23 protein-coding genes are annotated in these 26,303 nt (G+C 72.2%); 20 read left to right on the top strand and 3 right to left on the bottom strand.

Going from position 1 to position 26,303, the window contains the following annotated elements; all coding sequences use genetic code 11:
- The first annotated feature begins 44 nt into the window (after nt 1-44).
- Together ACPOLB_RS13105 and lnt are read left to right on the top strand one after the other, a co-directional pair.
- Nucleotides 45-929 (top strand): HlyC/CorC family transporter, encoded by an 885-nt coding sequence (locus ACPOLB_RS13105; RefSeq protein ID WP_425261809.1) that lies wholly within the window; start codon nt 45-47, stop codon nt 927-929.
- Nucleotides 929-2,410, top strand: coding sequence for an apolipoprotein N-acyltransferase (gene lnt / locus ACPOLB_RS13100; protein ID WP_425261808.1), 1,482 nt, complete (start codon nt 929-931; stop codon nt 2,408-2,410). Before ACPOLB_RS13105 ends, lnt begins: the two co-directional genes overlap by 1 nt.
- Here the strand turns inward: lnt and ACPOLB_RS13095 are convergent.
- Both ACPOLB_RS13095 and ACPOLB_RS13090 read right to left on the bottom strand, forming a co-directional pair.
- Entirely contained in the window at nt 2,394-4,154 is a 1,761-nt protein-coding gene (locus tag ACPOLB_RS13095) for an N-acyl-D-amino-acid deacylase family protein (RefSeq protein ID WP_425261807.1), read from the bottom strand. The two genes, lnt and ACPOLB_RS13095, sit on opposite strands and share 17 nt — an antisense overlap.
- Nucleotides 4,135-5,010: a bile acid:sodium symporter family protein gene (locus ACPOLB_RS13090; RefSeq protein ID WP_425261806.1), complete on the bottom strand. Its 876-nt coding sequence runs from the start codon at nt 5,008-5,010 to the stop codon at nt 4,135-4,137. The genes ACPOLB_RS13095 and ACPOLB_RS13090 overlap by 20 nt, the downstream gene beginning before the upstream one ends.
- A 103-nt stretch (nt 5,011-5,113) precedes the next feature.
- On the opposite strand from ACPOLB_RS13090, the gene glyQ reads away from it, so the two are divergent.
- The 14 genes from glyQ (at nt 5,114) to ACPOLB_RS13020 (ending at nt 19,227) form a co-directional block, all read left to right on the top strand.
- Entirely contained in the window at nt 5,114-6,031 is a 918-nt protein-coding gene (gene glyQ, locus ACPOLB_RS13085) for a glycine--tRNA ligase subunit alpha (RefSeq protein WP_425261805.1), read from the top strand.
- A gap of 17 nt (nt 6,032-6,048) precedes the next feature.
- Nucleotides 6,049-8,181, top strand: a complete 2,133-nt coding sequence (glyS, locus tag ACPOLB_RS13080; RefSeq protein ID WP_425261917.1) for a glycine--tRNA ligase subunit beta — start codon at nt 6,049-6,051, stop codon at nt 8,179-8,181.
- A gap of 17 nt (nt 8,182-8,198) precedes the next feature.
- Nucleotides 8,199-8,795 carry a D-glycero-beta-D-manno-heptose 1,7-bisphosphate 7-phosphatase gene (gene gmhB, locus ACPOLB_RS13075; protein WP_425261804.1) on the top strand — a complete coding sequence of 199 codons (597 nt, stop codon included), beginning with the start codon at nt 8,199-8,201 and terminating at the stop codon, nt 8,793-8,795.
- Nucleotides 8,795-9,568: a lysophospholipid acyltransferase family protein gene (locus ACPOLB_RS13070; protein ID WP_425261803.1), complete on the top strand. Its 774-nt coding sequence runs from the start codon at nt 8,795-8,797 to the stop codon at nt 9,566-9,568. Before gmhB ends, ACPOLB_RS13070 begins: the two co-directional genes overlap by 1 nt.
- Before the next feature lie 11 nt (nt 9,569-9,579).
- Complete coding sequence (locus tag ACPOLB_RS13065; RefSeq protein ID WP_425261802.1) at nt 9,580-10,461, top strand: M48 family metallopeptidase; 882 nt, start codon at nt 9,580-9,582, stop codon at nt 10,459-10,461.
- Nucleotides 10,462-10,802: 341 nt separating this feature from the next.
- Nucleotides 10,803-11,240 carry a MerR family transcriptional regulator gene (locus ACPOLB_RS13060; RefSeq protein WP_425261801.1) on the top strand — a complete coding sequence of 146 codons (438 nt, stop codon included), beginning with the start codon at nt 10,803-10,805 and terminating at the stop codon, nt 11,238-11,240.
- Between the two features lie 77 nt (nt 11,241-11,317).
- On the top strand, nt 11,318-12,496 hold the full coding sequence (locus ACPOLB_RS13055) for an isovaleryl-CoA dehydrogenase (RefSeq protein WP_425261800.1): 1,179 nt from the start codon (nt 11,318-11,320) through the stop codon (nt 12,494-12,496).
- Between the two features lie 57 nt (nt 12,497-12,553).
- Nucleotides 12,554-13,240 (top strand): carbonate dehydratase, encoded by a 687-nt coding sequence (gene can / locus ACPOLB_RS13050; RefSeq protein WP_425261799.1) that lies wholly within the window; start codon nt 12,554-12,556, stop codon nt 13,238-13,240.
- Between the two features lie 16 nt (nt 13,241-13,256).
- Entirely contained in the window at nt 13,257-15,032 is a 1,776-nt protein-coding gene (aceK, locus tag ACPOLB_RS13045) for a bifunctional isocitrate dehydrogenase kinase/phosphatase (RefSeq protein ID WP_425261798.1), read from the top strand.
- A gap of 12 nt (nt 15,033-15,044) precedes the next feature.
- Nucleotides 15,045-16,223 (top strand): acetyl-CoA C-acyltransferase, encoded by a 1,179-nt coding sequence (locus ACPOLB_RS13040; RefSeq protein ID WP_425261797.1) that lies wholly within the window; start codon nt 15,045-15,047, stop codon nt 16,221-16,223.
- A gap of 8 nt (nt 16,224-16,231) precedes the next feature.
- On the top strand, nt 16,232-16,897 hold the full coding sequence (locus tag ACPOLB_RS13035; protein ID WP_425261796.1) for a LysE family translocator: 666 nt from the start codon (nt 16,232-16,234) through the stop codon (nt 16,895-16,897).
- Between the two features lie 26 nt (nt 16,898-16,923).
- The gene (locus ACPOLB_RS13030; RefSeq protein ID WP_425261795.1) at nt 16,924-17,388 is read left to right on the top strand and encodes a MaoC family dehydratase; all 465 of its coding nucleotides are present in this window, start codon (nt 16,924-16,926) and stop codon (nt 17,386-17,388) included.
- Nucleotides 17,385-18,074, top strand: coding sequence for an SDR family oxidoreductase (locus tag ACPOLB_RS13025; RefSeq protein WP_425261794.1), 690 nt, complete (start codon nt 17,385-17,387; stop codon nt 18,072-18,074). The genes ACPOLB_RS13030 and ACPOLB_RS13025 overlap by 4 nt, the downstream gene beginning before the upstream one ends.
- Before the next feature lie 22 nt (nt 18,075-18,096).
- Nucleotides 18,097-19,227, top strand: a complete 1,131-nt coding sequence (locus tag ACPOLB_RS13020) for an acyl-CoA dehydrogenase family protein (RefSeq protein ID WP_425261793.1) — start codon at nt 18,097-18,099, stop codon at nt 19,225-19,227.
- On the opposite strand, the gene ACPOLB_RS13015 is transcribed toward ACPOLB_RS13020, so the two are convergent.
- A complete protein-coding gene (locus ACPOLB_RS13015) occupies nt 19,205-20,179 on the bottom strand; it encodes a LysR family transcriptional regulator (protein WP_425261792.1) in 975 nt (324 codons plus the stop codon). The two genes, ACPOLB_RS13020 and ACPOLB_RS13015, sit on opposite strands and share 23 nt — an antisense overlap.
- Before the next feature lie 70 nt (nt 20,180-20,249).
- Here ACPOLB_RS13015 and ACPOLB_RS13010 point away from each other — a divergent pair, with 70 nt between their 5' ends.
- The 4 genes from ACPOLB_RS13010 to ACPOLB_RS12995 are packed head-to-tail and all read left to right on the top strand — an operon-like array spanning nt 20,250 to nt 26,240.
- On the top strand, nt 20,250-21,191 hold the full coding sequence (locus tag ACPOLB_RS13010) for an alpha/beta fold hydrolase (protein ID WP_425261791.1): 942 nt from the start codon (nt 20,250-20,252) through the stop codon (nt 21,189-21,191).
- A 27-nt stretch (nt 21,192-21,218) separates the two neighbouring features.
- Nucleotides 21,219-23,351 (top strand): DUF2868 domain-containing protein, encoded by a 2,133-nt coding sequence (locus ACPOLB_RS13005; protein WP_425261790.1) that lies wholly within the window; start codon nt 21,219-21,221, stop codon nt 23,349-23,351.
- Complete coding sequence (gene trkA, locus ACPOLB_RS13000) at nt 23,348-24,772, top strand: Trk system potassium transporter TrkA (RefSeq protein ID WP_425261789.1); 1,425 nt, start codon at nt 23,348-23,350, stop codon at nt 24,770-24,772. Before ACPOLB_RS13005 ends, trkA begins: the two co-directional genes overlap by 4 nt.
- Nucleotides 24,773-24,785: 13 nt before the next feature.
- A complete protein-coding gene (locus ACPOLB_RS12995) occupies nt 24,786-26,240 on the top strand; it encodes a TrkH family potassium uptake protein (protein ID WP_425261788.1) in 1,455 nt (484 codons plus the stop codon).
- Nucleotides 26,241-26,303: the final 63 nt, after the last annotated feature.

Raw genomic sequence — 26,303 nt, 5'->3', positions numbered from 1 at the left:
AGTGGGGTATTCTTCGCCCCCTTGCCACTGCCGACACACCGTCCGTGTCAGAACCACCTTCCGGTCGACCCGCGACCCGCGGCGCCGCCGCGGCCCCGCCCGGCGACAAGCGCTCGCTCTTCGAACGCCTGGTCGAGTTCGTCTCGCCCGGCCCCGACAGCAAGGACGAGCTGATCAAGACCCTGGCCGACGCCGAGCAGCGCGAGCTGATCGAGCCCGAGTCGCGGCTGATGCTCGAAGGCGTGCTGCGCATGGCCGACATGAGCGCGGGCGACGTGATGGTGGCGGCCCCGCGCATGGACCTGCTGGACATCGACGCACCGTACGACGAGCTGCTGGGCGTGGTGATCAGCACCGCGCACTCGCGCTTCCCGGTCTACGAGGGCCAGCGCGACAACATCATCGGCATCCTGATGGCCAAGGACCTGCTGAAGCTGCAGCGCGCGCCCGAGCTGAACCTGCGCACGCTGCTGCGGCCGGCCGTGTTCGTCCCCGAGAGCAAGGCGCTGAACGAGCTGCTGCGCGACTTCCGCAGCAACCGCAACCACCTGGCCATCGTGATCGACGAGTTCGGCAACACCGCCGGGCTGATCACGATCGAGGACGTGCTCGAGGAGATCGTCGGTGAGATCGAGGACGAGTTCGACGAGCGCGAGCGCGAGAACGGCATCTACACGCTGGCCGACGGCACGCAGCGCGTGGCCGGCGACGTCACCATCGAGGCCGTCAACCACGCCTTCGGCGTCGACCTGCCCACGGCCGACTTCGACACCATCGGCGGCCTCGTCGCGCACGAGCTCGGCCACGTGCCGCGCCGCGGCGAGCTGGCCGAGCTGGGCGGGCTGCGCTTCTCGGTGATGCTGACGCGCGGCGGCGCCGTGCGCTGGTTCCGCGTCTCGCGCATCGCGGCTGGCGACGTGCCGAGCTGATGCCGCGGCGCGCGCTCTGGCCGCTGCTGCTGGCCGCCCTGGGGGCGCTGCACACCGTCGCCCACGTCCACACCGACGCCTGGCTGCTGGCCATCGTGGCCGTGGCGGTGCTGGTCGCCAGCGTCGCGCGGGCGGGCCCGGCGCGCGCGGCGCTGCACGGCTGGGCCTTCGGCACCGGCTGGCTGGTGGCGGGCACGGGCTGGCTCTTCATCAGCATGCACCGCTACGGCGGCCTGCCGGCGCCGCTGGCGGCGGCGGCGGTGCTGGCGCTGGCGGCGGCGCTGTCGCTGTACCTGGCGCTGGCGATGGCGGCCTACGCGCGCTGGCGCCGCGGCCGCGCGCTGCCCGACGCGGCGCTGTTCGCCGCGCTGTGGCTGCTGGCCGAGCTGGCGCGCGGCGTGCTGTTCACCGGCTTCCCGTGGGCGGCCAGCGGCTACGCCCAGGTCGACGGCCCGCTGGCCGCGCTGGCGCCCTGGGTCGGCGTGTACGGCATCGGCGCCGTGGTCGGGCTGGTCGCCGCCTGCGCCGCGGCCGGGCTGCGGCCTGTGCCGGCGGCTGCCGCGGTGCTGCTGCTGGTGCTGCCGGCGCTGCTGGGCACGGTCGACTTCAGCCGGCCCACCGGCACGCTGCAGGTGACGCTGCTGCAGACCGCGGTGGCGCAGGACGAGAAGTTCGCCGCCGAGCGCATGCCCGAGGCGATGGCCTGGACCGCGCAGGCGCTGCTGCGCGCGCAGGGCGACCTGGTCGTGGCGCCCGAGACCGCGGTGCCGCTGCTGCCGGGGCAGCTGGCCGAGTCGGCGCCCGGCTACTGGGAGGCCTTGCTGGTGCATTTCGCGCGCCCCGGCCCGGCGGCGCTGGTGGGCGTGCCGCTGGGCGACTTCGAGCGCGGCTACACCAATTCGGTGGCCGGGCTGTCGGCCGCGCCGCCGTACCGCTACGACAAGCTGCACCTGGTGCCCTTCGGCGAATTCATCCCCAGCGGCTTCCGCTGGTTCACCGAGGCGATGCACATCCCGCTGGGCGACTTCCAGCGCGGCGTGCGCAACCCGCCGTCGTTCGCCGTGCGCGGCGAGCGCGTCGCGCCCAACATCTGCTACGAAGACCTGTTCGGCGAAGAGCTCGCGGCGCGCTTCGTCGACCCCGCGCTGGCGCCGACGCTGTTCGCGAACCTCAGCAACCTGGGCTGGTTCGACGACAGCGTCGCGCTGCCGCAGCACCTGCACATCTCGCGCCTGCGCACGCTGGAGTTCCAGCGCGGGATCGTGCGCGCCACCAACACCGGCGCCACCGCCATCGTCGACCACCGCGGCCGCGTCACGGCCCAGCTGCCGGCGCAGCAGCGCGGCGTGCTCACCGGCACGGTGCAGGGCCGCACCGGCACCACGCCCTACGCGTGGTGGGCCGGGCGCTTCGGGCTGTGGCCGCTGGCGCTGCTGGCGGCCGGCGTGGTGCTGGCGGCGGTGTTCAGGCGCCGCACCTGACGAGGCGGCCGGGTCGTTCGGCGGTGACCGCGCCGTCGTGCTGCACGCAGCGGCCGGCGACCCAGGTGTGCAGGAACCCTTCTCCCTTCTGCAGGAAGCGCCGGCCGCCGGCGGGCAGGTCGCGCACCAGGCGCGGCGGGCCCACCGCCAGCCGCTGCGGGTCGATCAGGTTCAGGTCGGCGCGCAGCCCGAGGGCGATGCGGCCGCGGTCGGCCAGCCCCAGGTAGTCGGCGTTGCGGCCGCTGAGCAGGTGCACCGCCTGTTCCAGCGGCAGGCGGCCGGTGGCGCGGTCGCGCACCCAGTGCGTGAGCAGGAAGGTCGAGAAGCTGGCGTCGCACACCGTGCCCACGTGCGCACCGGCGTCGCTCAGGCCGGCCAGCGCGCGCGGGTGCTCCAGCATCCGGCGCACGGTGTCGAGCGAACCGTCGTTGTAGTTGAAGATCGGGAAGTACACGAGGTTGCTGCCGTCGCCTTCGGCGTAGTGGTCGTACAGCGCCTCCAGCGCCGTCGTGCCGCGCTGTTTCGCGCGCACCAGGAAGCTCTGCAGCACCGAGGGCTCGTAGTCGGGCGTCTCGGCCAGCGGGAACATGCGCCCGGCGATCAGCTCGATGCGCGCCAGCAGCAGGTCGACGATGGGCGGCACCGGCGTGCCGTCGCCCGAGACGCGCTCGCTGCGTTCGGCCAGGATCCGCGCCTTGCGCGCCGGCTCGCGCAGCGCCGCGGCGCGTGCGGCCAGCGGCAGCGCCGCCAGCTCCTTGTAGCCCGGGAAGCCCATGAACGGGTGGAAGCTGGCGTCGAGCCCGTTGATGACGCCGATGCCGCGCGCCGCGGTCTGCAGGTACAGCGGCAGGCCCTGGGCCACCGCGGCCTCCACGCGCGCCTGGATCGCCTGCCACTGCGCGCCGCCGGGGTCGCGCTGCAGCCAGGTCATCGACAGCGGGCGGCCGCTGGCGCGCGCCAGCGTCTCCACCAGGTCGAACTCGGCGTCGAAGCGCTCGGGCCCGCGCAGCAGGTCGAAGTCGCTCACCATCTGCAGCACGCCGTGCCGCAGGCCCTGGAAGGCCGCGCCCAGCCCGGCCAGTTCGGCGGCACCCGCTTCCGAGGCCGGTGTCTCGTGGCCGCGTGCGGTGCGGTGGTTGTCGGTGCGGCCGGTGGAAAAGCCCGCGGCGCCGGCCTGCAGCGCCTCGCGCAGCTGCTGCTGCATGCGGGCGATGTCGGCGGCCGTGGCCGGCTGCTGCGCCAGCGCGCGGTCGCCCATCACGGCCATGCGCAGCGGGTCGTGCGGCACCTGCACCAGGAAGTCCAGGCTGTGCGGGATGGCGTCCAGCGCGTCCATGTACTGCGGGAAGCTCTCCCAGTTGAAGGCCACGCCCTCGGCCAGCGCCGCGCCGGGGATGTCTTCGACGCCTTCCATCAGCGCGATCAGTTCCGCCTCGCGCCCGCGCACGTTGGGCGCGAAGCCGACGCCGCAGTTGCCCATCACCACGGTCGTCACGCCGTGGTGGATGCTGGGGCTGAAGGTGGGGTCCCAGCTCGCCTGCCCGTCGTAGTGGGTGTGGATGTCGACGAAGCCCGGCGTCAGCCACGTGCCGTGTGCCGCGATGCGCTGCCGCGCCGCACGGCCCGCGCCGCCGGCGCGGTCGATGGCCACGATGCGCCCGTCCTGCACGCCCACGTCGGCGGTGTAGGGCGCGGCGCCGCTGCCGTCGACGACGGTGGCGCCTTCAATGAGCCAGTCGAGCATCGTGTCTTCTCCACAGCGTGGCCAGCCCCATGCCCGACACGATGTGCCAGATGCCCCAGAGGCTGGCGATGATGACCATGCCGATGTCGGCGTCGAACTGCACGGCGATGATGCCCAGCGCGAGCCCCGAGTTCTGCATGCCGCCTTCGATGACCACGGCGCGTGTGTCGGCCGTGCCCAGGCGGAAGGCGCGTGCCGACAGCCAGCCCAGCGCCAGCCCGGCGGCGTTGTGCAGCACCACCAGCGCCAGCGGCAGCAGGATCTGCGCGTTCAGCAGCGCGCGCTCGCGCACCAGCCCCAGCACGATGAAGGCCAGCAGCGCCAGCAGGCTGAAGCGCGCCAGCGGCCGCTGGATGCGCGCGGTGAACGCCGGCAGGTGGTGGCTGCACAGCAGGCCCAGCGCCATCGGCACCGCCAGCAGTGCCAGCAGGCTCCACCAGATCGCCGAGGCGTCGATGTCCAGCTGCCGCAGCCAGCCCGCGGTGGCGGGGTTGGCCGCCACCATCCAGCTGAAGTTGAACGGCGTCAGCACCAGCGCCAGCAGCGCCGCCACGGCCGAGATGCTGACCGACAGCGCCGTGTTGCCGCGGCCGTGGTGCGTGACCACGTTGCTGAGCGAGCCGCCCGGGCAGCAGGCCACCAGCAGCATCGCCGCCTCGGTGGCCGGCGGCAGCGCCAGCAGCAGCGTCGCGCCCCAGGTCGCCAGCGGCAGCAGCACGAACTGCGGCAGCAGCCCGCCGAGCACGGCGCGCGGCATCTGCAGCACGCGGCGGAAGTCGGCCACGCGCAGCTCCAGCGCCACAGCGAACACCATCGTCGCGAGCACCAGGCTCAGCACCAGTTGCTGGGTTGTCATCGCCGCGCAGTCTCGCCGCAGCCGCGGCGGCGGCACGCTGGGGTTGTCCCGCCCCGTAAACTCGTGGTTTTCCCAGTGCCCGACTTCCGCACCTCAGCGCGCCATGCTCACCTTCCAGCAGATCATCCTGAAACTGCAGTCGTACTGGGACGCCCAGGGCTGCGCGCTCCTGCAGCCCTACGACATGGAAGTCGGCGCGGGCACCAGCCACACCGCCACCTTCCTGCGCGCCATCGGCCCCGAGCCCTGGAAGGCGGCCTACGTGCAGCCCAGCCGCCGGCCCAAGGACGGGCGCTACGGCAACAACCCGAACCGCCTGCAGCACTACTACCAGTACCAGGTGGTGCTCAAGCCCGCGCCGGCGAACATCCTCGAGCTCTACCTCGGCAGCCTGGAAGCGCTGGGCTTCGACCTGCAGGCCAACGACGTGCGCTTCGTCGAGGACGACTGGGAGAACCCCACGCTCGGCTGCTGGGGCCTGGGCTGGGAGGTCTGGCTCAACGGCATGGAGGTGACGCAGTTCACTTATTTCCAGCAGGTGGGCGGCATCGACTGCAAGCCCATCACCGGCGAGATCACCTATGGCCTGGAGCGGCTGGCGATGTACCTGCAGGGCGTGGACAACGTCTACGACCTGCAGTGGACCGACGCGCTGAAGTACGGCGACGTCTACCACCAGAACGAGGTCGAGCAGAGCACCTACAACTTCGAGCACAGCGACGTCGAGTTCCTGCTGCACGCCTTCGGCGCGCACGAACGGCAGAGCAGGCACCTGATGGAGCAGCAGCTCGCGCTGCCGGCCTACGAGCAGCTGCTGAAGGCCGGGCACAGCTTCAACCTGCTGGACGCGCGCGGCGCGATCAGCGTCACCGAACGGGCCGCCTACATCGGCCGCATCCGCAACCTGGCCCGCGCCGTGGCGCAGAGCTACCTGGACAGCCGCGCGCGGCTGGGCTTCCCGATGGCGCCGCGCGCCTGGGCCGACGAAGTCCTCGCCCAACGCGCCAAGAAGGCGGCCTGAGCACCCCGATGAGCACCATGCCCGACACGAAGAACAACCTGCTCGTCGAACTGTTCGTCGAGGAACTGCCGCCGAAGGCGCTGCCGAAGCTGGGTGAGGCCTTCGCCGGCGTGCTGGCCGACAGCCTGAAGGCGCAGGGGCTGGCCGCGGCCGATGCCATGGTGACGCCGTTCGCGTCGCCGCGCCGGCTGGCCGTGCACGTGCGCGGCGTGGCCGACAGGGCCGCCGACCACGCCGTGCAGCAGAAGCTGATGCCCGTGGCCGTGGCGCTGGACGCCAGCGGCGCACCGACGCCGGCGCTGCTGAAGAAGCTGGCCGCGCTGGGCCAGGACGGGAGCGTCGTGCCGGCCCTGAAGCGTGCGCCCGACGGCAAGGCCGAGGCACTGTTCCTCGACAGCGTGGTGCCCGGCGTGACGCTGGCCGACGGCCTGCAGAAGGCGCTGGCCGATGCGCTGCACAAGCTGCCGATCCCGAAGGTGATGCAGTACCAGCTGGAAAGTGGACACGGGCCCGACTTCCAGCCCGGCTGGACCAGCGTGCATTTCGTGCGCCCGGCGCACGGCCTGGTGGCGCTGCACGGCAGCACCGTGGTGCCGGTGTCGGCGCTGGGGCTGCAGGCCGGCCGCACCACGCACGGCCACCGTTTCGAGGCCCATGTGCCGACGATCGCGCTGCGCGACGCCGACAGCTACGCCGAGCAGCTGCTGACGCAGGGCGCGGTGATCGCCGGCTTCGCCGAGCGGCGCGCCGAGATCCGGCGCCAGCTCGACGCCGCCGCCGCGCTGGAAGGCCTGCGGCCGATCGACGACGCCGCGCTGCTCGACGAGGTGACGGCGCTGGTCGAGCGCCCGAACGTGCTGACCTGCCGTTTCGAGGACACCTTCCTGGCCGTGCCGCAGGAATGCCTGATCCTCACGATGAAGGCGAACCAGAAGTACTTCCCGCTGCTCGACGCCGAAGGGAAGCTCACCAGCCGCTTCCTCGTCGTCAGCAACATCCGCCCGGCCGACCCCGGCCGTGTCATCGAGGGCAACGAACGCGTCGTGCGTCCGCGCCTGGCCGACGCCAAGTTCTTCTTCGACCAGGACCGCAAGCGCACGCTGGACAGCCGCGTGCCGCAGCTGGCCAAGGTGGTCTACCACGGCAAGCTGGGCACGCAGGGCGAGCGCGTCGAACGCGTGCGCACGCTGGCGCGCGCGATCGGCGAGCGCCTGGGCGGCGCCGCGCTGGCGGCACAGGCCGACCGCGCCGCGCTGCTGGCCAAGGCCGACCTGGTGACCGACATGGTGGGCGAATTCCCCGAGCTGCAGGGCATCATGGGGGGCTACTACGCCCGCCACGACGGCGAGACCGAGGCCGTGGCCTGGGCCGTCGAAGACCACTACAAGCCGCGTTTCGCCGGCGACGTGCTGCCGCGCGGCGAGGCCGGCATCGCGGTGGCGCTGGCCGACAAGCTGGAGACGCTCGCCGGCCTGTTCGGCATCGGCCAGCTGCCCACCGGCGACAAGGATCCGTTCGCGCTGCGCCGCCACGCGCTGGGCGTGATCCGCATGCTCACCGAACGCGCACCGCTGCCGCTGGACGCGTTGCTCGCGCTGGCCTACGCCGCCTTCCCGGCCGGCCTGCTGCAGGCGAACGCCGCCGAGCTGTCGGGCTTCATCTTCGACCGCCTGGCCGGCCAGCTGCGCGAGCAGGGCGCCAGCGCCGCCGAGATCGACGCCGTGCTGGCGCTGCGCCCGCAGCGGCTGGACCAGATCACGCAGCGGCTGCAGGCCGTGCGCGCCTTCGCCGCGCTGCCCGAGGCGCCGGCGCTGGCCTCGGCCAACAAGCGCGTGTCCAACATCCTGAAGAAGGCCGAGGGCGCGGTGCCCGGCACGGTGGACACCGCGCTGCTGCAGGAACCTGCCGAGCAGGCGCTGGCCGCCGCGCTGGCGGCGGTGGTGCCGGGCGCCGACGCCGCCTTCGAGCGTGGCGACCACACCGGCAGCCTGCAGGCGCTGGCGGCGCTGAAGGCCCCGGTGGACGCCTTCTTCGACGGCGTGATGGTCAACGCCGACGACCCGGCACTGCGCGCCAACCGGCTGGCGTTGCTGTCGCGCCTGCATGCGGCGATGAACCGCGTGGCCGACCTGTCCCGGCTGGCCGCCTGACCTCCGCAGGGCTGCGCATGCTTTCCACCAAGCTCGTCATCCTCGGCCGCGACGGCGTGCTGAACGTGTTCCGCGAGGACCACGTCAAGGCGCCCGAGGAATGGCAGCCGGTGCCGGGGGCGCTGGAAGCCGTGGCCCGCCTGAACCACGCCGGCTGGCACGTGGTGGTGGCCACCAACCAGAGCGGCATCGGCCGCGGCATGATCGACATGGCCTCGGTGAACGCCGTGCACGCCCACATGCAGCAGCGGCTGATCGCGCTCGGCGGCCGGCTCGACGCGGTCTTCTTCTGCCCGCACACCCCGGAAGACCGCTGCGACTGCCGCAAGCCACTGCCGGGCATGATGCTGGACATCGGCCGCCGCTACGGCGTCGACCTGAAGAGCGTGCCCTTCGTCTCCGACACCCTGCGCGACCTGCAGGCCGCGCAGGCCGCGGGCTGCGAGCCGCACCTGGTGACCACCGGCCGCGCCGCCGCGCTGGACGACGATGCGCTGCGGCAGATGCTGGCGCTGGTGCCGCACGCGCGCGTGCACGCCGACCTGGCGGCGTTTGCCGAGTTCGTGCTCGAACGCGCCCACGTCGTCGATTCCGAAACCGGGGGGCTGGTCTGATGCGTGTGCTGTGGGCGCTGCGTTCGGCGCTGTTCGTGCTGTGGATGGCGGCCACCGTCATCCCGTGGGCGCTGCTGATGCTGCTGCTGTCGATGTTCGTGCGCGGCGTGCGGCTGTACTGGCCGACGATGATGTGGCTGCGCATGGCCATCTGGGGCGCGAAGGTGATCTGCGGCGTGCGCTACCGCGTGCACGGCATGCAGCACCTGCCCACGGCCGGCGACAGCCACGCCGCGGTGCTGCTGGCGTCCAAGCACCAGAGCACCTGGGAGACCTTCGCCTACCCGACGCTGATGCCGCACCCGCTGGCCTACGTGTTCAAGCGCGAACTGCTGTACGTGCCGTTCTTCGGCTGGGCCATGGGTCGGCTCGACATGATCCACATCGACCGCAGCAAGCGCACCGAGGCCTGGAACAAGGTGGCCGAGCAGGGCAAGCGGCTGTTCGCCGAGGGCATCTGGGTCATCATGTTTCCCGAGGGCACGCGTGCGCCGCGCGGCGGCCAGGGCCAGTACAAGAGCGGCGCCTCGCGCCTGGCCATCAGCGCCGGCGTGCCCATCGTGCCCATCGCCGCCACCTCGGCGCGCTGCTGGCCGCGCAAGAGCTTCCTGCTGCGCCCCGGTGTCATCGACGTCTCGATCGGCAAGCCCATCCCCAGCGCCGGCCGCGAGAGCGACGAGCTGATGCGCGAGGTGGAGACCTGGATCGAGGCCGAGATGCGGCGCCTGGACCCGGAGGCCTACGCCGCGCCTGCCATCCCCCGGGCGACCTAGAATCGCGGCCCATGCCGCTGGCGCCCGCCGAACCGCCCACGAGGCAGCTGTCGCTGTTCGACGAGCCGCCGCCCGCCGCCGCACCGGCCCCGCCCACCGCGCCGCCACCGGCAACGCCCGCTGCACCTGCGGCCGCCCCGGCCGCCGCGCCCGTGCCCGGCGTCTTCCGCCACCCCCGCTCGCAGCGCGACATCCGCTTCGGCGAGCACCTGGTCGCCTACGAACTGCGACGCGCACGCCGGCGCAGCATCGGCTTCGTCGTCGGCGCCGAAGGCCTGACCGTCAGCGCCCCGCGCTGGGTGGGCCTGACCGAGGTGGAAGCGGCGCTGCGCGAGAAGCAGGCCTGGATCCTGCGCAAGCTGCACGAGCAGCGCGAGCGCGCGCGCCGCCTCGACGCAGCGCGCGTGGACTGGCGCGACGGCACCACCATCCCCTTCCTCGGCACCACCGTGACGCTGCGGCTGGATGCCGCCGCCACCGGCGCCGTGCTGCACGCCGACAGCGCCTGCCTGCACCTGGGTCTGCCGCAGGGCGCGCAGCCCGGGCAGATCCGCGACGTCGTGCAGAGCTGGCTGCAGCGCCAGGCGCGGCGTGTCTTCGAGGAACGCTGCCAGGTCTTCGCCGCGCGGCTGGGCGTGCGCATGAAGCGGCTGTCGCTGAGTTCGGCGTCCACGCGCTGGGGCAGCGCCAGCGCCGACGGCGCCATCCGCCTGAACTGGCGCCTGGTGCACTTCGCGCTGCCGGTCATCGACTACGTCGTCACGCACGAGCTGGCGCACCTGCGCGAAATGAACCACAGTGCCGCGTTCTGGGGTGTCGTGCGCTCGGTGATGCCCGACTACGAACAGGCGCAGGGCGCGTTGCGCCACGAAGTGCTCCCCGTGTTCGAGTGACCGCTATCCCACCTTTTCAGGATGGTGTTCGCCGGCGCCGATCGGCACACTGGCGATCAACGCTGTCATCACGCGTGGCATAGGGAAAAAAAGCCCAAAAAACAGGGCACGCGGTGGCGGCAGGGCGATGCAACGCGCCCTTGCCGCCAGTCCGGAACCACGCCGCGCCGCGCGCTGCCGCGGCCCGCCGTTCCGCTTGTCCCCACCCGCTTCTCCCGACTGGCTGCCTGGCATCGTTGTGCCGCTCGTTTGAAGAGCCATGCGTGTCCGGCCGCGGCCTGGCGACGGGCCGGGTCGGCCGGCGCGGCTACATTTACGTTGACGTCAACGTCAACCACGCCATGGCCGAACCGCCCCGCCCCGCCGCCAGCTACACGATCACCGCGCTCGCGCAGGAGTTCGACATCACGCCGCGCGCGATCCGCTTCTACGAGGACGTGGGCCTGCTCACGCCCGCGCGCGCCGGGCGCAACCGCGTCTACACGCAGCGCGACCGCACCCGTCTGAAGCTCACGCTGCGCGGCAAGCGCCTGGGCCTGAGCCTGTCCGAGATCAAGCAGCTCGTGGACATGTACGACTCGCCGTCCGACACGCAGCAGCAGCTCACTGCGTTCCTGTCGGTGCTGGCCGAGCACCGCCGGCTGCTGGAGCAGCAGCGCGAGGACCTGGAGATCACGCTCGCCGAGATTGCCCAGCACGAGGAACGCTGCCGGCAGCTGCTGGCCGGCACGGCGGTGCGCGCGCCGGCCGGCCGCAGCCGCAAGGCCGCGGTCGGCTAGCATTGACGTTGACGTAAACGTCAATCAAGAGACGTCAATCAAACCCACGCGACCGACTGCTCCAGGAGACGCCCGCCATGAACCTGCCCGGCCTGAACTTCATGCTCGGCGACGACATCGACGCGCTGCGCGATGCCGTGCGCGCCTTCGCCGAGGCCGAGATCGCGCCGCGCGCTGCCGACATCGACCGCAGCGACTGCTTCCCCATGGACCTGTGGCGCAAGATGGGCGAGCTCGGCGTGCTCGGCATCACGGTGCCCGAGCAGTACGGCGGCGCCAACATGGGCTACCTCGCGCACATGGTGGCGATGGAGGAGATCAGCCGTGCCAGCGCCAGCGTCGGCCTGAGCTACGGCGCGCACAGCAACCTGTGCGTGAACCAGATCAGGCGCAACGGCACCGACGCGCAGCGCGCGAAGTACCTGCCGAAGCTGGTCAACGGCGAACACGTCGGCGCGCTCGCGATGAGCGAGCCCGGCGCCGGCAGCGACGTCATCAGCATGAAGCTGCGCGCCGAGGACAAGGGCGGCGTCTACGTGCTCAACGGCACCAAGATGTGGATCACCAACGGCCCCGACGCCGACGTGATGGTGGTCTACGCGAAGACCGAGCCCGAACTGGGCGCACGCGGCGTCACCGCCTTCATCGTCGAGAAGGGCATGCCGGGCTTCAGCACGGCGCAGAAGCTCGACAAGCTGGGCATGCGCGGCTCGCACACCGGCGAGATGGTGTTCCGCGACGTCGAGGTGCCGGCCGCCAACGTGCTGGGCAGCGTGAACGGCGGCGCCAAGGTGCTGATGAGCGGGCTGGACTACGAGCGCGCGGTGCTCGCCGCCGGCCCCATCGGCATCATGCAGGCGGTGATGGACAGCGTCGTGCCCTACATCCACGACCGCAAGCAGTTCGGCCAGAGCATCGGCGAGTTCCAGCTCGTGCAGGGCAAGGTCGCCGACATGTACACGGTGCTGCAGGCCGGCCGCAGCTTCTGCTACACCGTGGGCAAGAACCTCGACATGCTGGGCAGCGAGCACGTGCGCCAGGTGCGCAAGGACTGCGCCAGCGTCATCCTGTGGTGCGCCGAGAAGGCGACGTGGATGGCCGGCGAGGGCATCCAGCTCTTCGGCGGCAACGGCTACATCAACGACTACCCGCTCGGCCGCCTGTGGCGCGACGCGAAGCTGTACGAGATCGGTGCCGGCACCAGCGAGATCCGCCGCATGCTGATCGGCCGCGAACTGTTCGCGGAGACGATGTGACGGCGCGGTGGCTGCCTCTACACTGACGACTTTTGTGCAGCGCAACAAAGGCCGGCCATGAGCAGCGGGATCGACGACCTCGGCGACCTCTTCCAGAAGAACCGCCACTGGGCCGCGACCACCGAGTCGCGCGAACCCGGCTTCTTCACGCGGCTGCTGAGCCAGCAGAGCCCGCAGTACCTGTGGATCGGCTGCGCCGACAGCCGCGTGCCGGCCAACGAACTGGTGGGCCTGCTGCCGGGCGAGCTGTTCGTGCACCGCAACGTCGCCAACGTGCTGGTGCACAGCGACCTGAACGCGCTCAGCGTGATCCAGTACGCGGTCGACGCGCTGCAGGTCAAGCACATCATCGTCGTGGGCCACAGCAACTGCGGCGGCGTGCGCGCGGCGATGACGAACCAGCGTGCCGGCCTCGTCGACAACTGGCTGCGCCACGTGCAGGACGTGCGCGACGCGCACGAGGGCTTCCTCGCCGGCCTGCACGAGAGCCTGCAGGTCAACGCGCTGGTCGAGCTGAACGTGCTGGAGCAGGCGCGCAACGTCTGCCGCACGACGGTGGTCAACGACGCCTGGACCCGCGGCCAGACGGTGGTGGTGCACGGCTGGGTCTACGGCCTGCACAACGGCCTGCTGGAGGACCTGAAGCTCACCGCGGCCAGCGCCGACCAGGTGGGCCTGGCCTACGACACCGCGCTGGCGCTGGTGAAGCAGCGCTACCGGCAGCATCAGGCCACCATCGCCTGAGCAGCGTGACGCGGCCATGTTCCCGCACCGCCTGAACGACACGCGCGCCTTCGCCATCGCGCAGGCGATGCTGGAGGGCTTCAACCGCCACTACCGGCTGTTCCGCGAGACCAGCGCGGCGGCCAAGCGCCGCTTCGAACAGGCCGACTGGCACGGCCAGCAGCGGGCGCAGCGCGAGCGCATCGAGTTCTACGACCTGCGCGTGCTGGAAGCCGTGGAGCGGCTGCGCGCCGAGTTCCAGGTCGATGCGCTGTCGATGGACAGCTGGCAGCAGGCCAAGCTGCACTACATCGGCCTGCTCACCGACCACCACCAGCCCGAGCTGGCCGAGACCTTCTTCAACTCCGTCACGGCCAAGCTGCTGCACCGCAGCTACTTCAAGAACGACTTCATCTTCGTGCGCCCGGCCGTCAGCACCGAGTACATCGAGAACGACGAGCCGGCCAGCAAGCCCACCTACCGCGCCTACTACCCGACGCCGGCCACGCTGCGCGAGACCTGGCTGCGCGTGGTGACGAACTTCCAGCTCGAGCGCGAGTTCGACGACCTGGAGCGCGACATCGACGACGTGCTCGACGCGATGCGCGCCGAGCTCGGCACGCTGCGTCCGCGCGCCAACTTCCAGATCCAGGTGCTGGCCAGCCTGTTCTACCGCAACAAGGGCGCGTACCTGGTCGGCAAGATCATCAACGGCTTCAGCGAGATGCCGTTCGCGCTGCCCATCCTGCACGGCCCCAATGGCCGGCTCGTCATCGACACCGCGCTGTTCGGCGAGGACGAGCTGCTGATCCTGTTCAGCTTCGCGCGGGCGTACTTCATGGTCGACATGGAGATCCCCAGCGCCTACGTGCAGTTCCTGCGCAGCATGATGCCGCGCAAGCCGCGCGCCGAGCTGTACAACGCGATCGGCCTGCAGAAGCACGGCAAGAACCTGTTCTACCGCGACTTCCTGGCGCACCTGCGGCACAGCAGCGACAAGTTCCGCATCGCCCCCGGCATCAAGGGCATGGTGATGCTGGTGTTCGACCTGCCGTCGTTCCCGTACGTGTTCAAGGTCATCAAGGACTTCTACCCGGCGCCCAAGGACACCACGCGCGAGCTCATCAAGAGCAAGTACCTGCTGGTGAAGCAGCACGACCGCGTCGGCCGCATGGCCGACACGCTGGAGTACAGCAACGTCGCGTTCCCGCGCCATCGCTTCGAAGAGGAGCTGGTGGCCGAGCTCAAGCACTTCTGCGGCAGCCTGCTCGAGGAAGACGGCGACACGCTCGTCATCAAGCACCTGTACATCGAGCGCCGCATGATCCCGCTGAACATCTACCTGCAGGAAGCCGGGCCCGAGCAGCTGCAACACGCGGTGCTGGAGTACGGCAACGCCATCAAGGACCTGGTGGCCGCCAACATCTTCCCCGGCGACATGCTGTGGAAGAACTTCGGCGTCACGCGCCACGGCAAGGTGGTGTTCTACGACTACGACGAGATCGAGTACATCACCGACTGCAACTTCCGCCGCGTGCCCACGCCGCGCAACGAGGAGGAAGAGATGTCGGGCGAGGTCTGGTACGCGGTGGGCCCGAAGGACGTGTTCCCCGAGACCTTCGGCCCCTTCCTGCTCGGCAACCCCGGCGTGCGCGACGTCTTCATGGCGCACCACGCCGACCTGCTGGACGCCGCGTTCTGGCAAGGCCACAAGGAGCGCATCCTGGCCGGCCACGTGCACGACGTGTTTCCCTACGAACCGGGCAAGCGCTTCGCGCTGCGCCGCGGTGTTTCTGCCACCCCCACTGCCTGAAGGAGCATCTCCATGGCCGACTCCATCGTCATCGTCTCCGCCGCGCGCACGCCCATCGGCGGCCTGCTCGGCGACTTCGCATCGCTGCAGGCCTGGGAACTGGGTGCCGTGGCGATCCGCGCCGCGGTCGAACGTGCCGGCGTGCCTGGCGACGCCGTCGACGAGGTGCTGTTCGGCAACTGCCTGATGGCCGGCCAGGGCCAGGCCCCGGCGCGCCAGGCCCTGCGCAAGGCCGGCCTGCCCGACAGCACCGGCGCCGTCACGCTGAGCAAGATGTGCGGCTCGGGCATGCGTGCGGCCATGTTCGGCCACGACATGCTGCTGGCCGGCAGCGCCAACGTGGTCGTGGCCGGCGGCATGGAGAGCATGACCAACGCCCCGCACCTGATGTTCGCGCGCAAGGGCGTGAAGTACGGCGCCACGGCCCTGTACGACCACATGGCGCTCGACGGCCTGGAAGACGCCTACGAGCGCGGCAAGGCCATGGGCGTGTTCGCCGAGCAGTGCGTGGCCAAGTACGGCTTCACGCGCGAGGCGCAGGACCACTTCGCCGTGCAGTCCACGCTGCGCAGCAAGCAGGCCAACGAGGACGGCAGCTTCGACTGGGAGATGGCGCCCGTCACGCTGGCCGGCAAGGCGGGCGACACGGTGGTGAAGTTCGACGAGCAGCCGTTCAAGGCCAAGCTCGACAAGATCCCGGGCCTCAAGCCCGCGTTCAAGAAGGACGGCACGATCACGGCCGCCACCTCGTCGAGCATCAGCGACGGCGCCGCCGCGCTGGTCCTGATGCGCGAGAGCAGCGCGCAGCAGATGGGCTTGAAGCCGGTGGCGCGCATCGTCAGCCACGCCGTGCACGCGCAGGCGCCCGACTGGTTCACCACCGCGCCGGTGGGCGCGATCCAGAAGGCCTTGAAGAAGGCGGGCTGGAGCGCCGGCCAGGTCGACCTGTGGGAAGTGAACGAGGCTTTCGCCGCGGTCACGATGGCGGCCATGGCCGAATTCCAGCTGCCGCACGAGATCGTCAACGTGCACGGCGGCGCCTGCGCCTTGGGCCACCCGATCGGGGCTTCCGGCGCGCGCATCGTCGTCACGCTGCTGGGCGCGCTGAGGAAGCAGGGCAAGCGGCGCGGCGTCGCGGCGCTGTGCATCGGCGGCGGCGAGGCCACGGCCCTGGCGCTGGAACTGCTCTGAACGCGCTGTTGCCCGGCGCCGAGCAGCTGCTGCTGTTCGCCGGCGCGGTGCTGGTGCTGAATGCCACGCCGGGGGTGGACCTGTTGCTGACCGTGTCGCGCACGCTGGCGGGCGGCGCGCGCGCGGGCATGGCTGCCGCGCTGGGCATCAACGCCGGTTGCGTGCTGCATGCGCTGGCCGCGGCCTTCGGGCTGGCGGCGCTGCTGGCGCTGCATCCGCAGGCCTTCCTGGCACTGCAGTGGGCGGGAGCGGCGTACCTGGCCTGGCTGGGGCTGGGCCTGCTGCGGCAGGCGTGGCGGCCCGCCGCCGCCGCCGAGGCCACGGCCGCGACCGATGCCCCGCCAGGCACGGTGCTGGCGCCGCCGGCCTGGGCCGAGTTCCGCACCGGCCTCGTCACCAATGTGCTCAACCCCAAGGTCGCCTTGTTCTTCCTCGCGTTCCTGCCGCAGTTCGTGCCGGCGGCGTCGCCGCACAAGACCGTGTCGTTCCTGCTGCTGGGCGCCTGGTTCGTGCTGCAGAGCACCATCTTCCTCTTCGGGCTGGTCTTGATGGCAGCGCGGCTCGCGCGCTGGCAGACTTCCATCCGCGCACGGCGCTGGGGGGCCGGGATCGGAGGCCTGCTCTTCATCGCACTGGCGCTGCGGCTGGCGGCTGCGAAGCCGGCCGTGGCATGACCACGACAACAATGCAGGCTGACGCGATGAACGCGAGCACCGACACGCCCCTGATCCGCGCGGGCGAGGAATTCCAGGCCCAGCTGCGCTTCACGCGCGGGCAGATCATGCAGTTCGCCCAGCTCACGGGCGACACCAACCCCCTGCACCACGACCGCCAGGCGGCCGAGCGCGCGAGCTTCGGCGAGATCATCGCCAGCGGCCAGCAGACCGCCTCGCAGATGATGGGCCTGCTGGCCTCGCACTTCTCCCGCAGCGACGACGGCATCCCGCGCGAGCTGCTGGTGCTGAACTTCAACGCCGCGTTCAAGGCGCCGGTGTTCGCCGAGCAGGACCTGCGGGTGCACTGGACCGTCAGCGAGGTCGAGCGCAGCACCAAGCGCGGCGGCTTCATCGCCCACGTCGACGGCACCGCCAGCGTGGCCGGCCGCGCCTGCGTGATCGGCCGCGCCACGGTGCTGGTGCGGCGCGCGGCGCCGAGGCCGTCGTGAGCACCCCGGGCACTGCATCGCTGCGCGTGCTGGTGGTCGGGGCCTCGCGCGGCATCGGCCTGGAACTGGTGCGCCAGTACCGCGCCGACGGCGCCGCCGTCACCGCCACCGCGCGCGACGCCGCGGGCCTGCAGCGCCTGCAGGCGCTGGGCGCGCGGGCGCTGCCGCTCGACGTGGCCAGCGCCGCCGGTGCGTCAGGCCTGGCCTGGCCGATCGACGGCGAGGCCTTCGACCGCGTGGTGCTGAACGCCGGCGTCTACGGCCCGCGCAGCCAGGGCCTGCAGACGCCGACCGAGGCCGAGTTCGACGCCGTCATGCACGTCAACGTGCTGGGCGCGATGCGCGTGCTGCCGCAGGTGGCCGAGGCGCTGGCCCCGGGCGCGCGGCTGGCCGTGGTGTCGTCGCGCATGGGCTCGATCGGCACGCGCGCGTCGGCGGCGGGCTGGCTGTACCGGGCCTCGAAGGCGGCGCTGAACTCGGTGCTGAAGGACGCGTCGCTGGTGCTGGCCGGCCGCGCCATCTGCATCGCGCTGCATCCGGGCTGGGTGCGCACCGACATGGGCGGCACCGGTGCCGACCTCGACGTGGCCACCAGCGCCGCCGACATCCGCCGCCTGCTCGACGGCCTCACGCCCGCCGACCACGGCGGCTTCTTCAACCACGACGGCAGCCCCATCCCCTGGTGAGCTGCCGGCACCGGAACCCGCCATGCTGTTGAGCGACGACCACCGCGCCGTGCAGGACGCCGTGCGCACCTACGTGCAGGACCAGATCGCGCCCCAGGCCGCGGCCTGGGACAAGAGCCACACCTTCCCCGCCGAGGCGCTGCGCGGGCTCGCGGCGCTCGGCTGCTACGGCGTCGCCGTGCCCGCCGAGTGGGGCGGCGCCGGCCTGGACTACCTGGCGCTGGCGGTGATCCTGGAGGAGGTGGCGGCCGGCGACGGCGCCACCAGCACCGTGGTCAGCGTCAACAACTGCCCGGTCTGCAGCATCCTGATGGCCTTCGGCAACGACGACCAGAAGCAGCGCTTCCTGCAGCCGCTGGCACGCGGCGACATGCTGGGCGCCTTCTGCCTGACCGAGCCGCACGTGGGCTCCGAGGCCGGCGGCCTGCGCACGACCGCGGTGCGGGACGGCGATCACTACGTGCTCGACGGCGTCAAGCAGTTCATCACCAGCGGCAAGAACGGCGACGTCGCCATCGTGATGGCGGTCACCGACAAGGCCGCGGGCAAGAAGGGCATCAGCGCCTTCCTCGTGCCCACCGCCACGCCGGGCTACGTGGTGGCGCGGCTGGAGGACAAGCTGGGCCAGCACGCCAGCGACACGGCGCAGATCCGCTTCGAGGACTGCCGCGTGCCGGCCGCCAACCTGCTGGGCGAAGAAGGCCAGGGGCTGAAGATCGCGCTGTCGGGGCTGGAGGGCGGGCGCATCGGCATCGCCAGCCAGGCCGTGGGCATGGCGCGTGCGGCCTTCGAGGCCGCGCTGCGCTACAGCAAGGAGCGCACGAGCTTCGGCCAGCCCATCTTCCAGCACCAGGCGGTGCAGTTCAAGCTGGCCGACATGGCGACGCAGATCGAGGTGGCGCGGCAGATGATCTGGCACGCCGCGGCGCTGAAGGACGCCGGCCAGCCCTGCCTGAAGGAAGCCGCGATGGCCAAGCTGTTCGCCAGCGAGATGGCCGAGCGCGTGTGCAGCGACGCGATCCAGGTGCACGGCGGCTACGGCTACGTCAGCGACTTCCCGGTCGAGCGCATCTACCGCGACGTGCGCGTGTGCCAGATCTACGAAGGCACCTCGGAAGTGCAGAAGATCCTCATCGGCCGGGCGCTGGCGTAGCGGCACCCGACAGCGCCTCGGCGACGAACTGCACCAGCACACGCGCCGCTGCCGGCGCCGTGGGGTGCGGAAGCGTCAGCGCATAGACAGCGTCGCCTTCGGGCAGGTGCAGCCGCCAGCCCGGCAGCACGTCGGCCAGCGCCCCCGACGCCAGCTCGCGCTGCACGCTGAAGTCAGGGGCGAAGACGATGCCGCTGCCGTGGCAGGCCATCGTCACCAGCGTCGCCATCTCGTCGCTCACGCAGGCCGGTGTCACTTCCAGCAGGCGCGAGGCGCCGTCGTCGTGCAGCCAGCGCAGCGCCACGCTGTCGGCGGGCAGGCCCAGCACCAGCAGCGCCTGCCGCGCCAGCGCCTCGGGGCCGGCCAGCGGCAGGCCGGTGCGCGGCGCGGCATAGGCGCGCACGGCCACCGGGCACAGCGCCCGCGCCACCCAGTCCTGCGGCGGCCGGCGTGTGAAGCGGAAGGCCACGTCCACCTCCTCGCGCAGCAGGTCGATGCGCCGGTGCGTGAAGCTCAGCTCCAGCCGCAGCGCCGGGTGCAGCGCCTGGAAACGTGCCAGCAGCGGCGCCAGCACGTTGTGGCCGAAGGTCGGCACGGCCGTGATGCGCAGCGTGCCGCCCAGCCCCGGCCCGACGCCGGGCGTGCGGAAACTCTGCCGGGCCGCCGCTGCGGCCTCGGCCACGGCGCGCGCCTGCGTGGCCAGCCGGCGGCCGGTCTCGGTGAGCCCGAGCGCGCGCGTGGTGCGAGCGAACAGCGGCTGGCCGAGCGCGGCTTCGATCAACGCCACGCGCCGGCTGACGGCGGCGCGGGTCTGGCCCAGGTCGCGCGCCGCCTGCGCGAAGCTGCCCGCGGCGACGATGTGTGCAAACAGCTCCAGCGCGTTGGCGTCCAGCGGCAGGTCGCGCCGTTGCTGGACGCTGGTGCGGCTGCCGGAGCGGGGTTTCGTTGTCAATGGAACGTTGTCAATGCGTCAATCATCGGCAGTCTAGTCAACGATCGCGTCGATTCCTAGAGTGCAACCCATGCACACACGCACCTACACCCCCGTGGCCGGCGCCGACGCTGGCGCCGCCGCCAGCCCCGCCGTGCTCGTGGCCGACGACGGCCGCCACCTCGCCGCGCAGTGGACCGAGCCCCCGCACGGCACCGCGCACGCGGTGGCCGTGATCAGCTCGGCCGTGGGCGTGCCGCGCGGCTTCTACCGCAGCTTCGCCGAGTGGCTGGCCGGGCGCGGCTATGCGGTGCTGCGCTACGACTACCGCGGCATCGGCGGCTCGCGGGCGCCCGGCCCGATGCGCGGCGAACGCGCCAGCATGCGCGACTGGTCGGTGCTGGACATGAGCGCTGCGCTCGCCGCCGCCGAAGCCCGGCGCGGCGGCCGCGGGCTGCCGCTGCTGCTGGTGGGGCATTCGTTCGGCGGCAACTCCATCGGCTTCGCGCGCGGCGTGGAGCGCGCCGACGCGATCCTGGGCGTGGCCGCGCAGCAGGCCGAGATGGCGCTGTTCCCCGGCGTGCACCGCTGGGTCGCGCGCGGCTTCTTCAACGCCTGGCTGCCGGTCGTCACGCGGCTGGCCGGGCACGCGCCGGGCTGGTCGATCGCACCCGGTGCGCAGGCGCTGCCGCTGCAGGTGGCACGCCAGTGGGGTGCGTGGTGCCGGCGCGCGGGCTGGGCCTACGACGACCCGGCGATGCGCGTGCACGCGTCGTTCGGTGCCATCGTCGCGCCGGTGCACCTGTGGAACATCAGCGACGACCTGACCTACGCGCCGCCACGCACGGTCGACGCGCTGGCCGCGCGCTTCCGCAACGCCGCGGTGCAGCGCCACACGCTGACGCCGGCGGCGCTGGGGCTGCGCCGCCTGGGCCACTTCGGCGTCTTCCGCCGCGAGCCCGGTGCGCGCGCCTGGGAGCGCCTGCTGGCGCCGCTGGAAGCCGCGGTGCCGGCGCTGCGTCCGCGGGCCTGAGCGACCGGGGCGCTACATTGCGCCCCAATGACGGAACACGAAGCGCGCCAGGTCCTGCTGCTGCAGTCGCACGAGACCGCCGGTCCGACCGCGGTCTGGACCGCCGAAGACCGCGCCTGGGCCACGCAGCAGGCGGTGGCCACCGCGGGCGATCGCGCCCCCCCCGAGCGCTTCGTCGCCGTGCGTGCCGCGCTGGCGCTGCCGCGACTGCTGCCGCGCGACCGGGCCGCGCAGCGCTGGATGGGCCGCCGCGCCTGGCACCCCGCCTGGGTGCTGCTGGCGCTGCTGGGCGGGCTGGCCGCCGGCATGGCCGTCGATCAGCTCGGCCCGCCGCAGCGCGTCAACCTGCTGGCACCCGCCGTCTGGGCCGTGGTCGCGTGGAACCTGCTGGTCTACGCGGCCCTGCTGCTGCCGCTGCCCACGCTGGGCCTGCGCCGCTGGGCGGCCGGCCTGGCGCGCGCGCACGACGACGGCCCCGGCGGGCTGTGGGCCCGCCACGCGGCGCCGCTGTCGCTGGCGCGTGCCGGTCTGGTGATGCACGTGGGCGCCGCCGCGCTGGCGCTGGGCCTGGTGACGGGCCTGTACCTGCGCGGGCTGGTGCTGGACTACCGCGCCGGCTGGCAGAGCACCTTCCTGGAGCCGCCGGCCGTGCAGGCCCTGCTGGGCACGCTGCTGGCGCCGGCCAGCGCCGTCACCGGCATCGCGGTGGCCGATGTCGGGCCGCTGCGCGTGGCGCCCGGCGCCGCGGCCACGGCCAGCGCCGCGCCCTGGATCCACCTCTACGCCGCCACGCTGGTGCTGGGCGTCGTGCTGCCGCGGCTGCTGCTGGCGCTGTTCAGCGCGCTGCGCGCGGGCGCGCTGGCGCGGCGCTTCCCGCTGTCGCTGGACACGCCGTACTTCGAGGCCCTGCACCCGCTGATGCGCCCCGGCCTGCCGCGCGCGGTGCGCCTGTTGTGGGTGGGCGGCGGGCGCGAGGCCACGCTGCTCGGCCAGGCCGTGGGCCCGCTGACCGCGCCGCTGACGCTGCTGCGCAGCGACGAGGGCGACGAGCTGCAGCTCGACCCGGTGCCGGCGGTGCTGGACACGGCTTCCAGTGCTTCCGTCGCGACCGCCGCGGCCCCGGCGCCGGGCGGCTGGTGGCAGCGCCTGTGGAGCGGCGGCGACCCTGCCGAGCAGGCCCTGCAGCGGCTGCGCGACAGCGTCGACGCCGTGCTGCTGCTGACCACGCCCGAGACCCCGCGCCCGCCCTGGCTGGCCACGCTGGCGCGGCCGGTGGTGGTGCTGCTCGACGGGCCCGCGGCGGGGCCGCAGCAGCTGTCGCTGCACGCGCTGGCCGACGGCTGGCTGCCCGACGGCCGGCTGCTGCAGGCGCTGGCCGCGGCGCTCGACGCCGACCCGCGCCTGGTGCGCCTGGCCGACAGCTGGACACGCCGCCAGCAGGCGCGGCTGGACGCCATCACCGCCGAGCTGGCCGGCAGCCTGGCGCGCAGCGCCTGCGCCCGCGCGCCGGTGGCCGACGACGGCTTCCTGGCGCGGCGCGCCGAGGCCGACGCCGCGCGCGCCGCGCTGGCCACGATGCTGGCCGAGGAACTGCAGGCCGGCAACGAACGGCTGGCCGCCTTGCTCGGCCGCGCAGCGCCGGCGGCGTCCGCCGGCCAGACCTTGCCCGCGGTGCTGCACAGCCGCGTCGGCGAAGGCCGGGCGGCGCTGATGGGCGGGGTCGTCACCGGTGCGCTGGCAGGGCTGAAGGCCGACGTGCTCAGCGGCGGCCTGACGATGGGCGCCGGCGCGCTGGCCGGCGGCCTGCTCGGCGCGCTGGGCGCGGCCGGCGTGGCACGCGGGCTGAACGTCGTGCGCGGCACCGACCGCAGCCACGCCGCCTGGGACGACGAAGCGCTGGCCGCCATCGCCCGGACGCTGCTGCTGCGCGCGCTGGTGCAGGCCCACGGCCTGGAGCCCGAGGCGGCGCTGGCGCGGCTCGCGCCGGCGCTGGCGGCGCAGCAGCGCGTGCTGGCCGCAGCCTGGGCCGTGCGCGGCGGCAAGGGCGAGCCGGCGGCGGCGGAGGCGGCCGTCGCCACCATGGCCGCGGCGCTGCAACCCGTGCTGGCGCAGGTGCTGAAGACGGCGCTGGCCGCACCTGCCTATCATCCGGCGCCATGAGAGTCCTGATCCTCGGTGCCGGACGTGTCGGCGAAAGCGTGGCCGAGAGCCTGGTCTCCGAGCGCAACGACATCACCGTCATCGACACCGACCCGGTGCGCCTGGCCGCGCTGCAGGACCGGCTGGACCTGCGCGGCGTCGTCGGCAACGGCATCCAGCCCAGCGTGCTGAGGGATGCCGGCATCGAGGACGCCGACATGCTGATCGCCTGCGCGCCGCAGGACGAGACCAACCTGGTGGCCTGCAAGGTCGCGCACGACCTCTACAACGTGCCGACGACGATCGCGCGCATCCGCAGCCCCGAGTTCCAGAACGGCGAGCCGCTGCTGGCCAAGGACAGCGGCTTCGCGGTCGACCAGGTGATCTGCCCCGAGGAAAGCGTCACCGCCTACATCCGCAAGCTGATCGAATACCCCGGCGCGCTGCAGGTGCTGGAGTTCGCGCACGGGCTGGTGAGCCTGATCGCGGTGCGTGCGGGCGACGGCGGGCCGCTGGTGCAGCACAGCCTGGCCGAGATCCCGCAACTGGTGCCGGGCGTGGACATGCGCATCGTCGCGATCTACCGGCTCGACAAGGCGCTCACCGCGCTGGACGGCGCCACGCGCATCGAACCGGGCGACGAGGTCTTCGTGCTCGCGGCCACCGAGCACATCCGCACCGTGCTGGAGGCACTGCGCCAGGGCGACCAGGTGGTGCGCCGCGTGATGATGGCCGGCGGCGGCAAGGTCGGCCTGCGGCTGGCGCGGCAGATCAACGCCGACTACGAGCTGAAGATCATCGAGGCCAACCGGCCGCGCTGCGAATACCTGGCCACGCAGCTGCCCGGCAACGTGCTGGTGCTCAACGGCGACAGCACCGACGAGGACCTGATGGAAGACGAGAACGTCGACCAGATGGACCTGTTCCTCGCGCTCACCAGCGACGACGAGGACAACATCATGTCGTGCCTGCTCGCCAAGCGCCTGGGCGCGCGGCGCGTGCTGGCGCTGATCAACCGCCGTGCCTACGCCGGGCTGGTGCAGGGCACGCAGATCGACATCGCGATCTCGCCCGCGCACGCCGTCATCGGCGAGCTGCTGGCCTACGTGCGCCGCGGCGACGTCGAGGCCGTGCACAGCCTGCGCCGCGGTGCCGCCGAGGCGCTGGAGGCCATCGTGCGCGGCGACCGCAAGACCTGCCGCATGGCCGGCCGCCGCATCGAAGAGATCGGCCTGCCCCGCGGCGCGCAGGTCGGCGCCATCGTGCGCGGCCTGCACCGGCCCGACGGCAGCGAAGCCGGCGACGAGGCCAAGCCGCAGGTGATCGTGGCCCACCACGACACCGTGATCCTGCCCAACGACCACGTCATCGTCTTCGTGCCGCGCAAGCGCATGGTGCGCGAGGTCGAGAAGCTGTTCCAGGTGAGCGCCACCTTCTTCTGATGCAGTCGACCGCATGAGTCCCCTGGCCGTCGTGGCGCTGGTCGGCCGCATGGTCGTGCTGTTCGCGCTGATGATGCTGGTGCCGCTGGCCTTCGCGCTGGTGGGCGGCGACGCCGGGCGCGACGCCTTCGTCATCGGCACCGTGGCCACGCTGCTGGCCGGCGTGGCGATGAGCATCGCCACGGTGCGCTTCCGCCGCGAACTGCAGCCGCGCGACGGCTTCCTGCTGGTGGGGCTGACCTGGGTCACGCTGCCGGCCTTCGGCGCGCTGCCGCTGGTGCTGGCGGTGCCGGGCCTGAGCGTCACCGACGCCTACTTCGAGGCCATGTCGGGCTTCACCGCCACCGGCGCCAGCGTGATGTCGGGGCTGGACCAGCTGCCGCTGTCGGTGAACGTGTGGCGCTGCTTCATGACCTACGTCGGCGGCCTGGGCATCATCGTGCTGGCGGTGGCGATCCTGCCGATGCTGGGCGTGGGCGGCAGCCAGATGTTCAAGGCCGAGATCGCCGGACCGCTGAAGGACCAGAAGCTCACGCCGCGCATCGCCGACACCGCGCGCGGCCTGTGGGTGGTGTACTTCCTCGTCAGCACCGCGTGTTTCTTCGCCTACCGCTGGGCCGGCATGTCGTGGGCCGACGCCTTCATGCACATGAACACGACGATGTCGCTGGGCGGCCTGTCGTCTCACGACCTCAGCTTCGGCTACTGGAACTCGCCGCTGATCGAGACCGTGGCCATCGTCTTCATGCTGCTCGCGGGCGTGAACTTCGCGCTGTACTTCGTGGCCTGGCGGCAGCGCTCGCTGTCCATCCTGTGGCGCGACGTGGAACTGCGCAGCTTCTACGCCGTGCTCGTGGGCAGCGTGCTGCTGATCTCGACCTACCTGGTGGGCAGCGGCGCCTACGACGACTACCTGCTGGCGCTGCGCCACACGGTGTTCCACGTCGTCTCGGTGGCCACCACCACCGGCTACGCCACGCACGACTACGCCACCTGGCCGCTGTTCGCGCCGCTGCTGATGATCCTGCTCGGCTGCTTCGCCACCTGTGCCGGCAGCACCGGCGGCGGCATCAAGATGATCCGCATGCTGCTGCTGCTGAAGCAGGCGCGGCGCGAGCTGGTGCGCATCGTGCATCCGAACGTCGTCAACCCGGTGGTGGTGGGCGGGCGCGCAGTGAGCGACCGCGTGATCCAGAGCGTGATCGCCTTCATGATGATCTACGGCGCCACGCTGACGGTGCTGACGATGGTGCTGCTGTTCAGCGGCCTCGACGTGGTGACCGCGTTCACCGCCGTGATCGCCTGCGTCAACAACATCGGTCCCGGCCTCGGCGAAGTGGGCCCGGCGGTGAACTACGGCGGGCTGAACGACTTCCAGACCTGGGTCTGCACCTTCGCGATGATGCTGGGCCGGCTGGAGCTGCTGAGCGTGCTGGTCCTCTTCACGCCCCAGTTCTGGAGAAAGTAGGCGCGCCCGCAAGCTCGCTGACGCTCGCTACCCCCCGAGGGGGCCGCCCGCCGACGGACCGGC

The sequence above is a fragment of the Rubrivivax soli genome (assembly GCF_049810355.1).
Lineage (GTDB): Bacteria > Pseudomonadota > Gammaproteobacteria > Burkholderiales > Burkholderiaceae_C > Rubrivivax.
The sequence above is the reverse complement of the archived record's forward strand: the minus strand, read 5'-3'. Positions and strand labels throughout refer to the sequence as shown.

What these genes read in the sequence shown, in the direction of transcription:
- ACPOLB_RS13005 (WP_425261790.1), top strand. Translation starts at nt 21,219, where the DNA reads ATGACGGAACACGAAGCGCGCCAGGTCCTGCTGCTGCAGTCGCACGAG.
- glyS (WP_425261917.1), top strand. Translation starts at nt 6,049, where the DNA reads ATGCCCGACACGAAGAACAACCTGCTCGTCGAACTGTTCGTCGAGGAA.
- can (WP_425261799.1), top strand. Translation starts at nt 12,554, where the DNA reads ATGAGCAGCGGGATCGACGACCTCGGCGACCTCTTCCAGAAGAACCGC.
- trkA (WP_425261789.1), top strand. Translation starts at nt 23,348, where the DNA reads ATGAGAGTCCTGATCCTCGGTGCCGGACGTGTCGGCGAAAGCGTGGCC.
- ACPOLB_RS13095 (WP_425261807.1), bottom strand. Translation starts at nt 4,154, where the DNA reads ATGCTCGACTGGCTCATTGAAGGCGCCACCGTCGTCGACGGCAGCGGC.
- ACPOLB_RS13030 (WP_425261795.1), top strand. Translation starts at nt 16,924, where the DNA reads ATGAACGCGAGCACCGACACGCCCCTGATCCGCGCGGGCGAGGAATTC.
- lnt (WP_425261808.1), top strand. Translation starts at nt 929, where the DNA reads ATGCCGCGGCGCGCGCTCTGGCCGCTGCTGCTGGCCGCCCTGGGGGCG.
- ACPOLB_RS12995 (WP_425261788.1), top strand. Translation starts at nt 24,786, where the DNA reads ATGAGTCCCCTGGCCGTCGTGGCGCTGGTCGGCCGCATGGTCGTGCTG.
- ACPOLB_RS13040 (WP_425261797.1), top strand. Translation starts at nt 15,045, where the DNA reads ATGGCCGACTCCATCGTCATCGTCTCCGCCGCGCGCACGCCCATCGGC.
- ACPOLB_RS13055 (WP_425261800.1), top strand. Translation starts at nt 11,318, where the DNA reads ATGAACCTGCCCGGCCTGAACTTCATGCTCGGCGACGACATCGACGCG.
- ACPOLB_RS13010 (WP_425261791.1), top strand. Translation starts at nt 20,250, where the DNA reads ATGCACACACGCACCTACACCCCCGTGGCCGGCGCCGACGCTGGCGCC.
- ACPOLB_RS13090 (WP_425261806.1), bottom strand. Translation starts at nt 5,010, where the DNA reads ATGACAACCCAGCAACTGGTGCTGAGCCTGGTGCTCGCGACGATGGTG.
- glyQ (WP_425261805.1), top strand. Translation starts at nt 5,114, where the DNA reads ATGCTCACCTTCCAGCAGATCATCCTGAAACTGCAGTCGTACTGGGAC.
- ACPOLB_RS13065 (WP_425261802.1), top strand. Translation starts at nt 9,580, where the DNA reads ATGCCGCTGGCGCCCGCCGAACCGCCCACGAGGCAGCTGTCGCTGTTC.
- ACPOLB_RS13070 (WP_425261803.1), top strand. Translation starts at nt 8,795, where the DNA reads ATGCGTGTGCTGTGGGCGCTGCGTTCGGCGCTGTTCGTGCTGTGGATG.
- gmhB (WP_425261804.1), top strand. Translation starts at nt 8,199, where the DNA reads ATGCTTTCCACCAAGCTCGTCATCCTCGGCCGCGACGGCGTGCTGAAC.
- ACPOLB_RS13020 (WP_425261793.1), top strand. Translation starts at nt 18,097, where the DNA reads ATGCTGTTGAGCGACGACCACCGCGCCGTGCAGGACGCCGTGCGCACC.
- aceK (WP_425261798.1), top strand. Translation starts at nt 13,257, where the DNA reads ATGTTCCCGCACCGCCTGAACGACACGCGCGCCTTCGCCATCGCGCAG.
- ACPOLB_RS13060 (WP_425261801.1), top strand. Translation starts at nt 10,803, where the DNA reads ATGGCCGAACCGCCCCGCCCCGCCGCCAGCTACACGATCACCGCGCTC.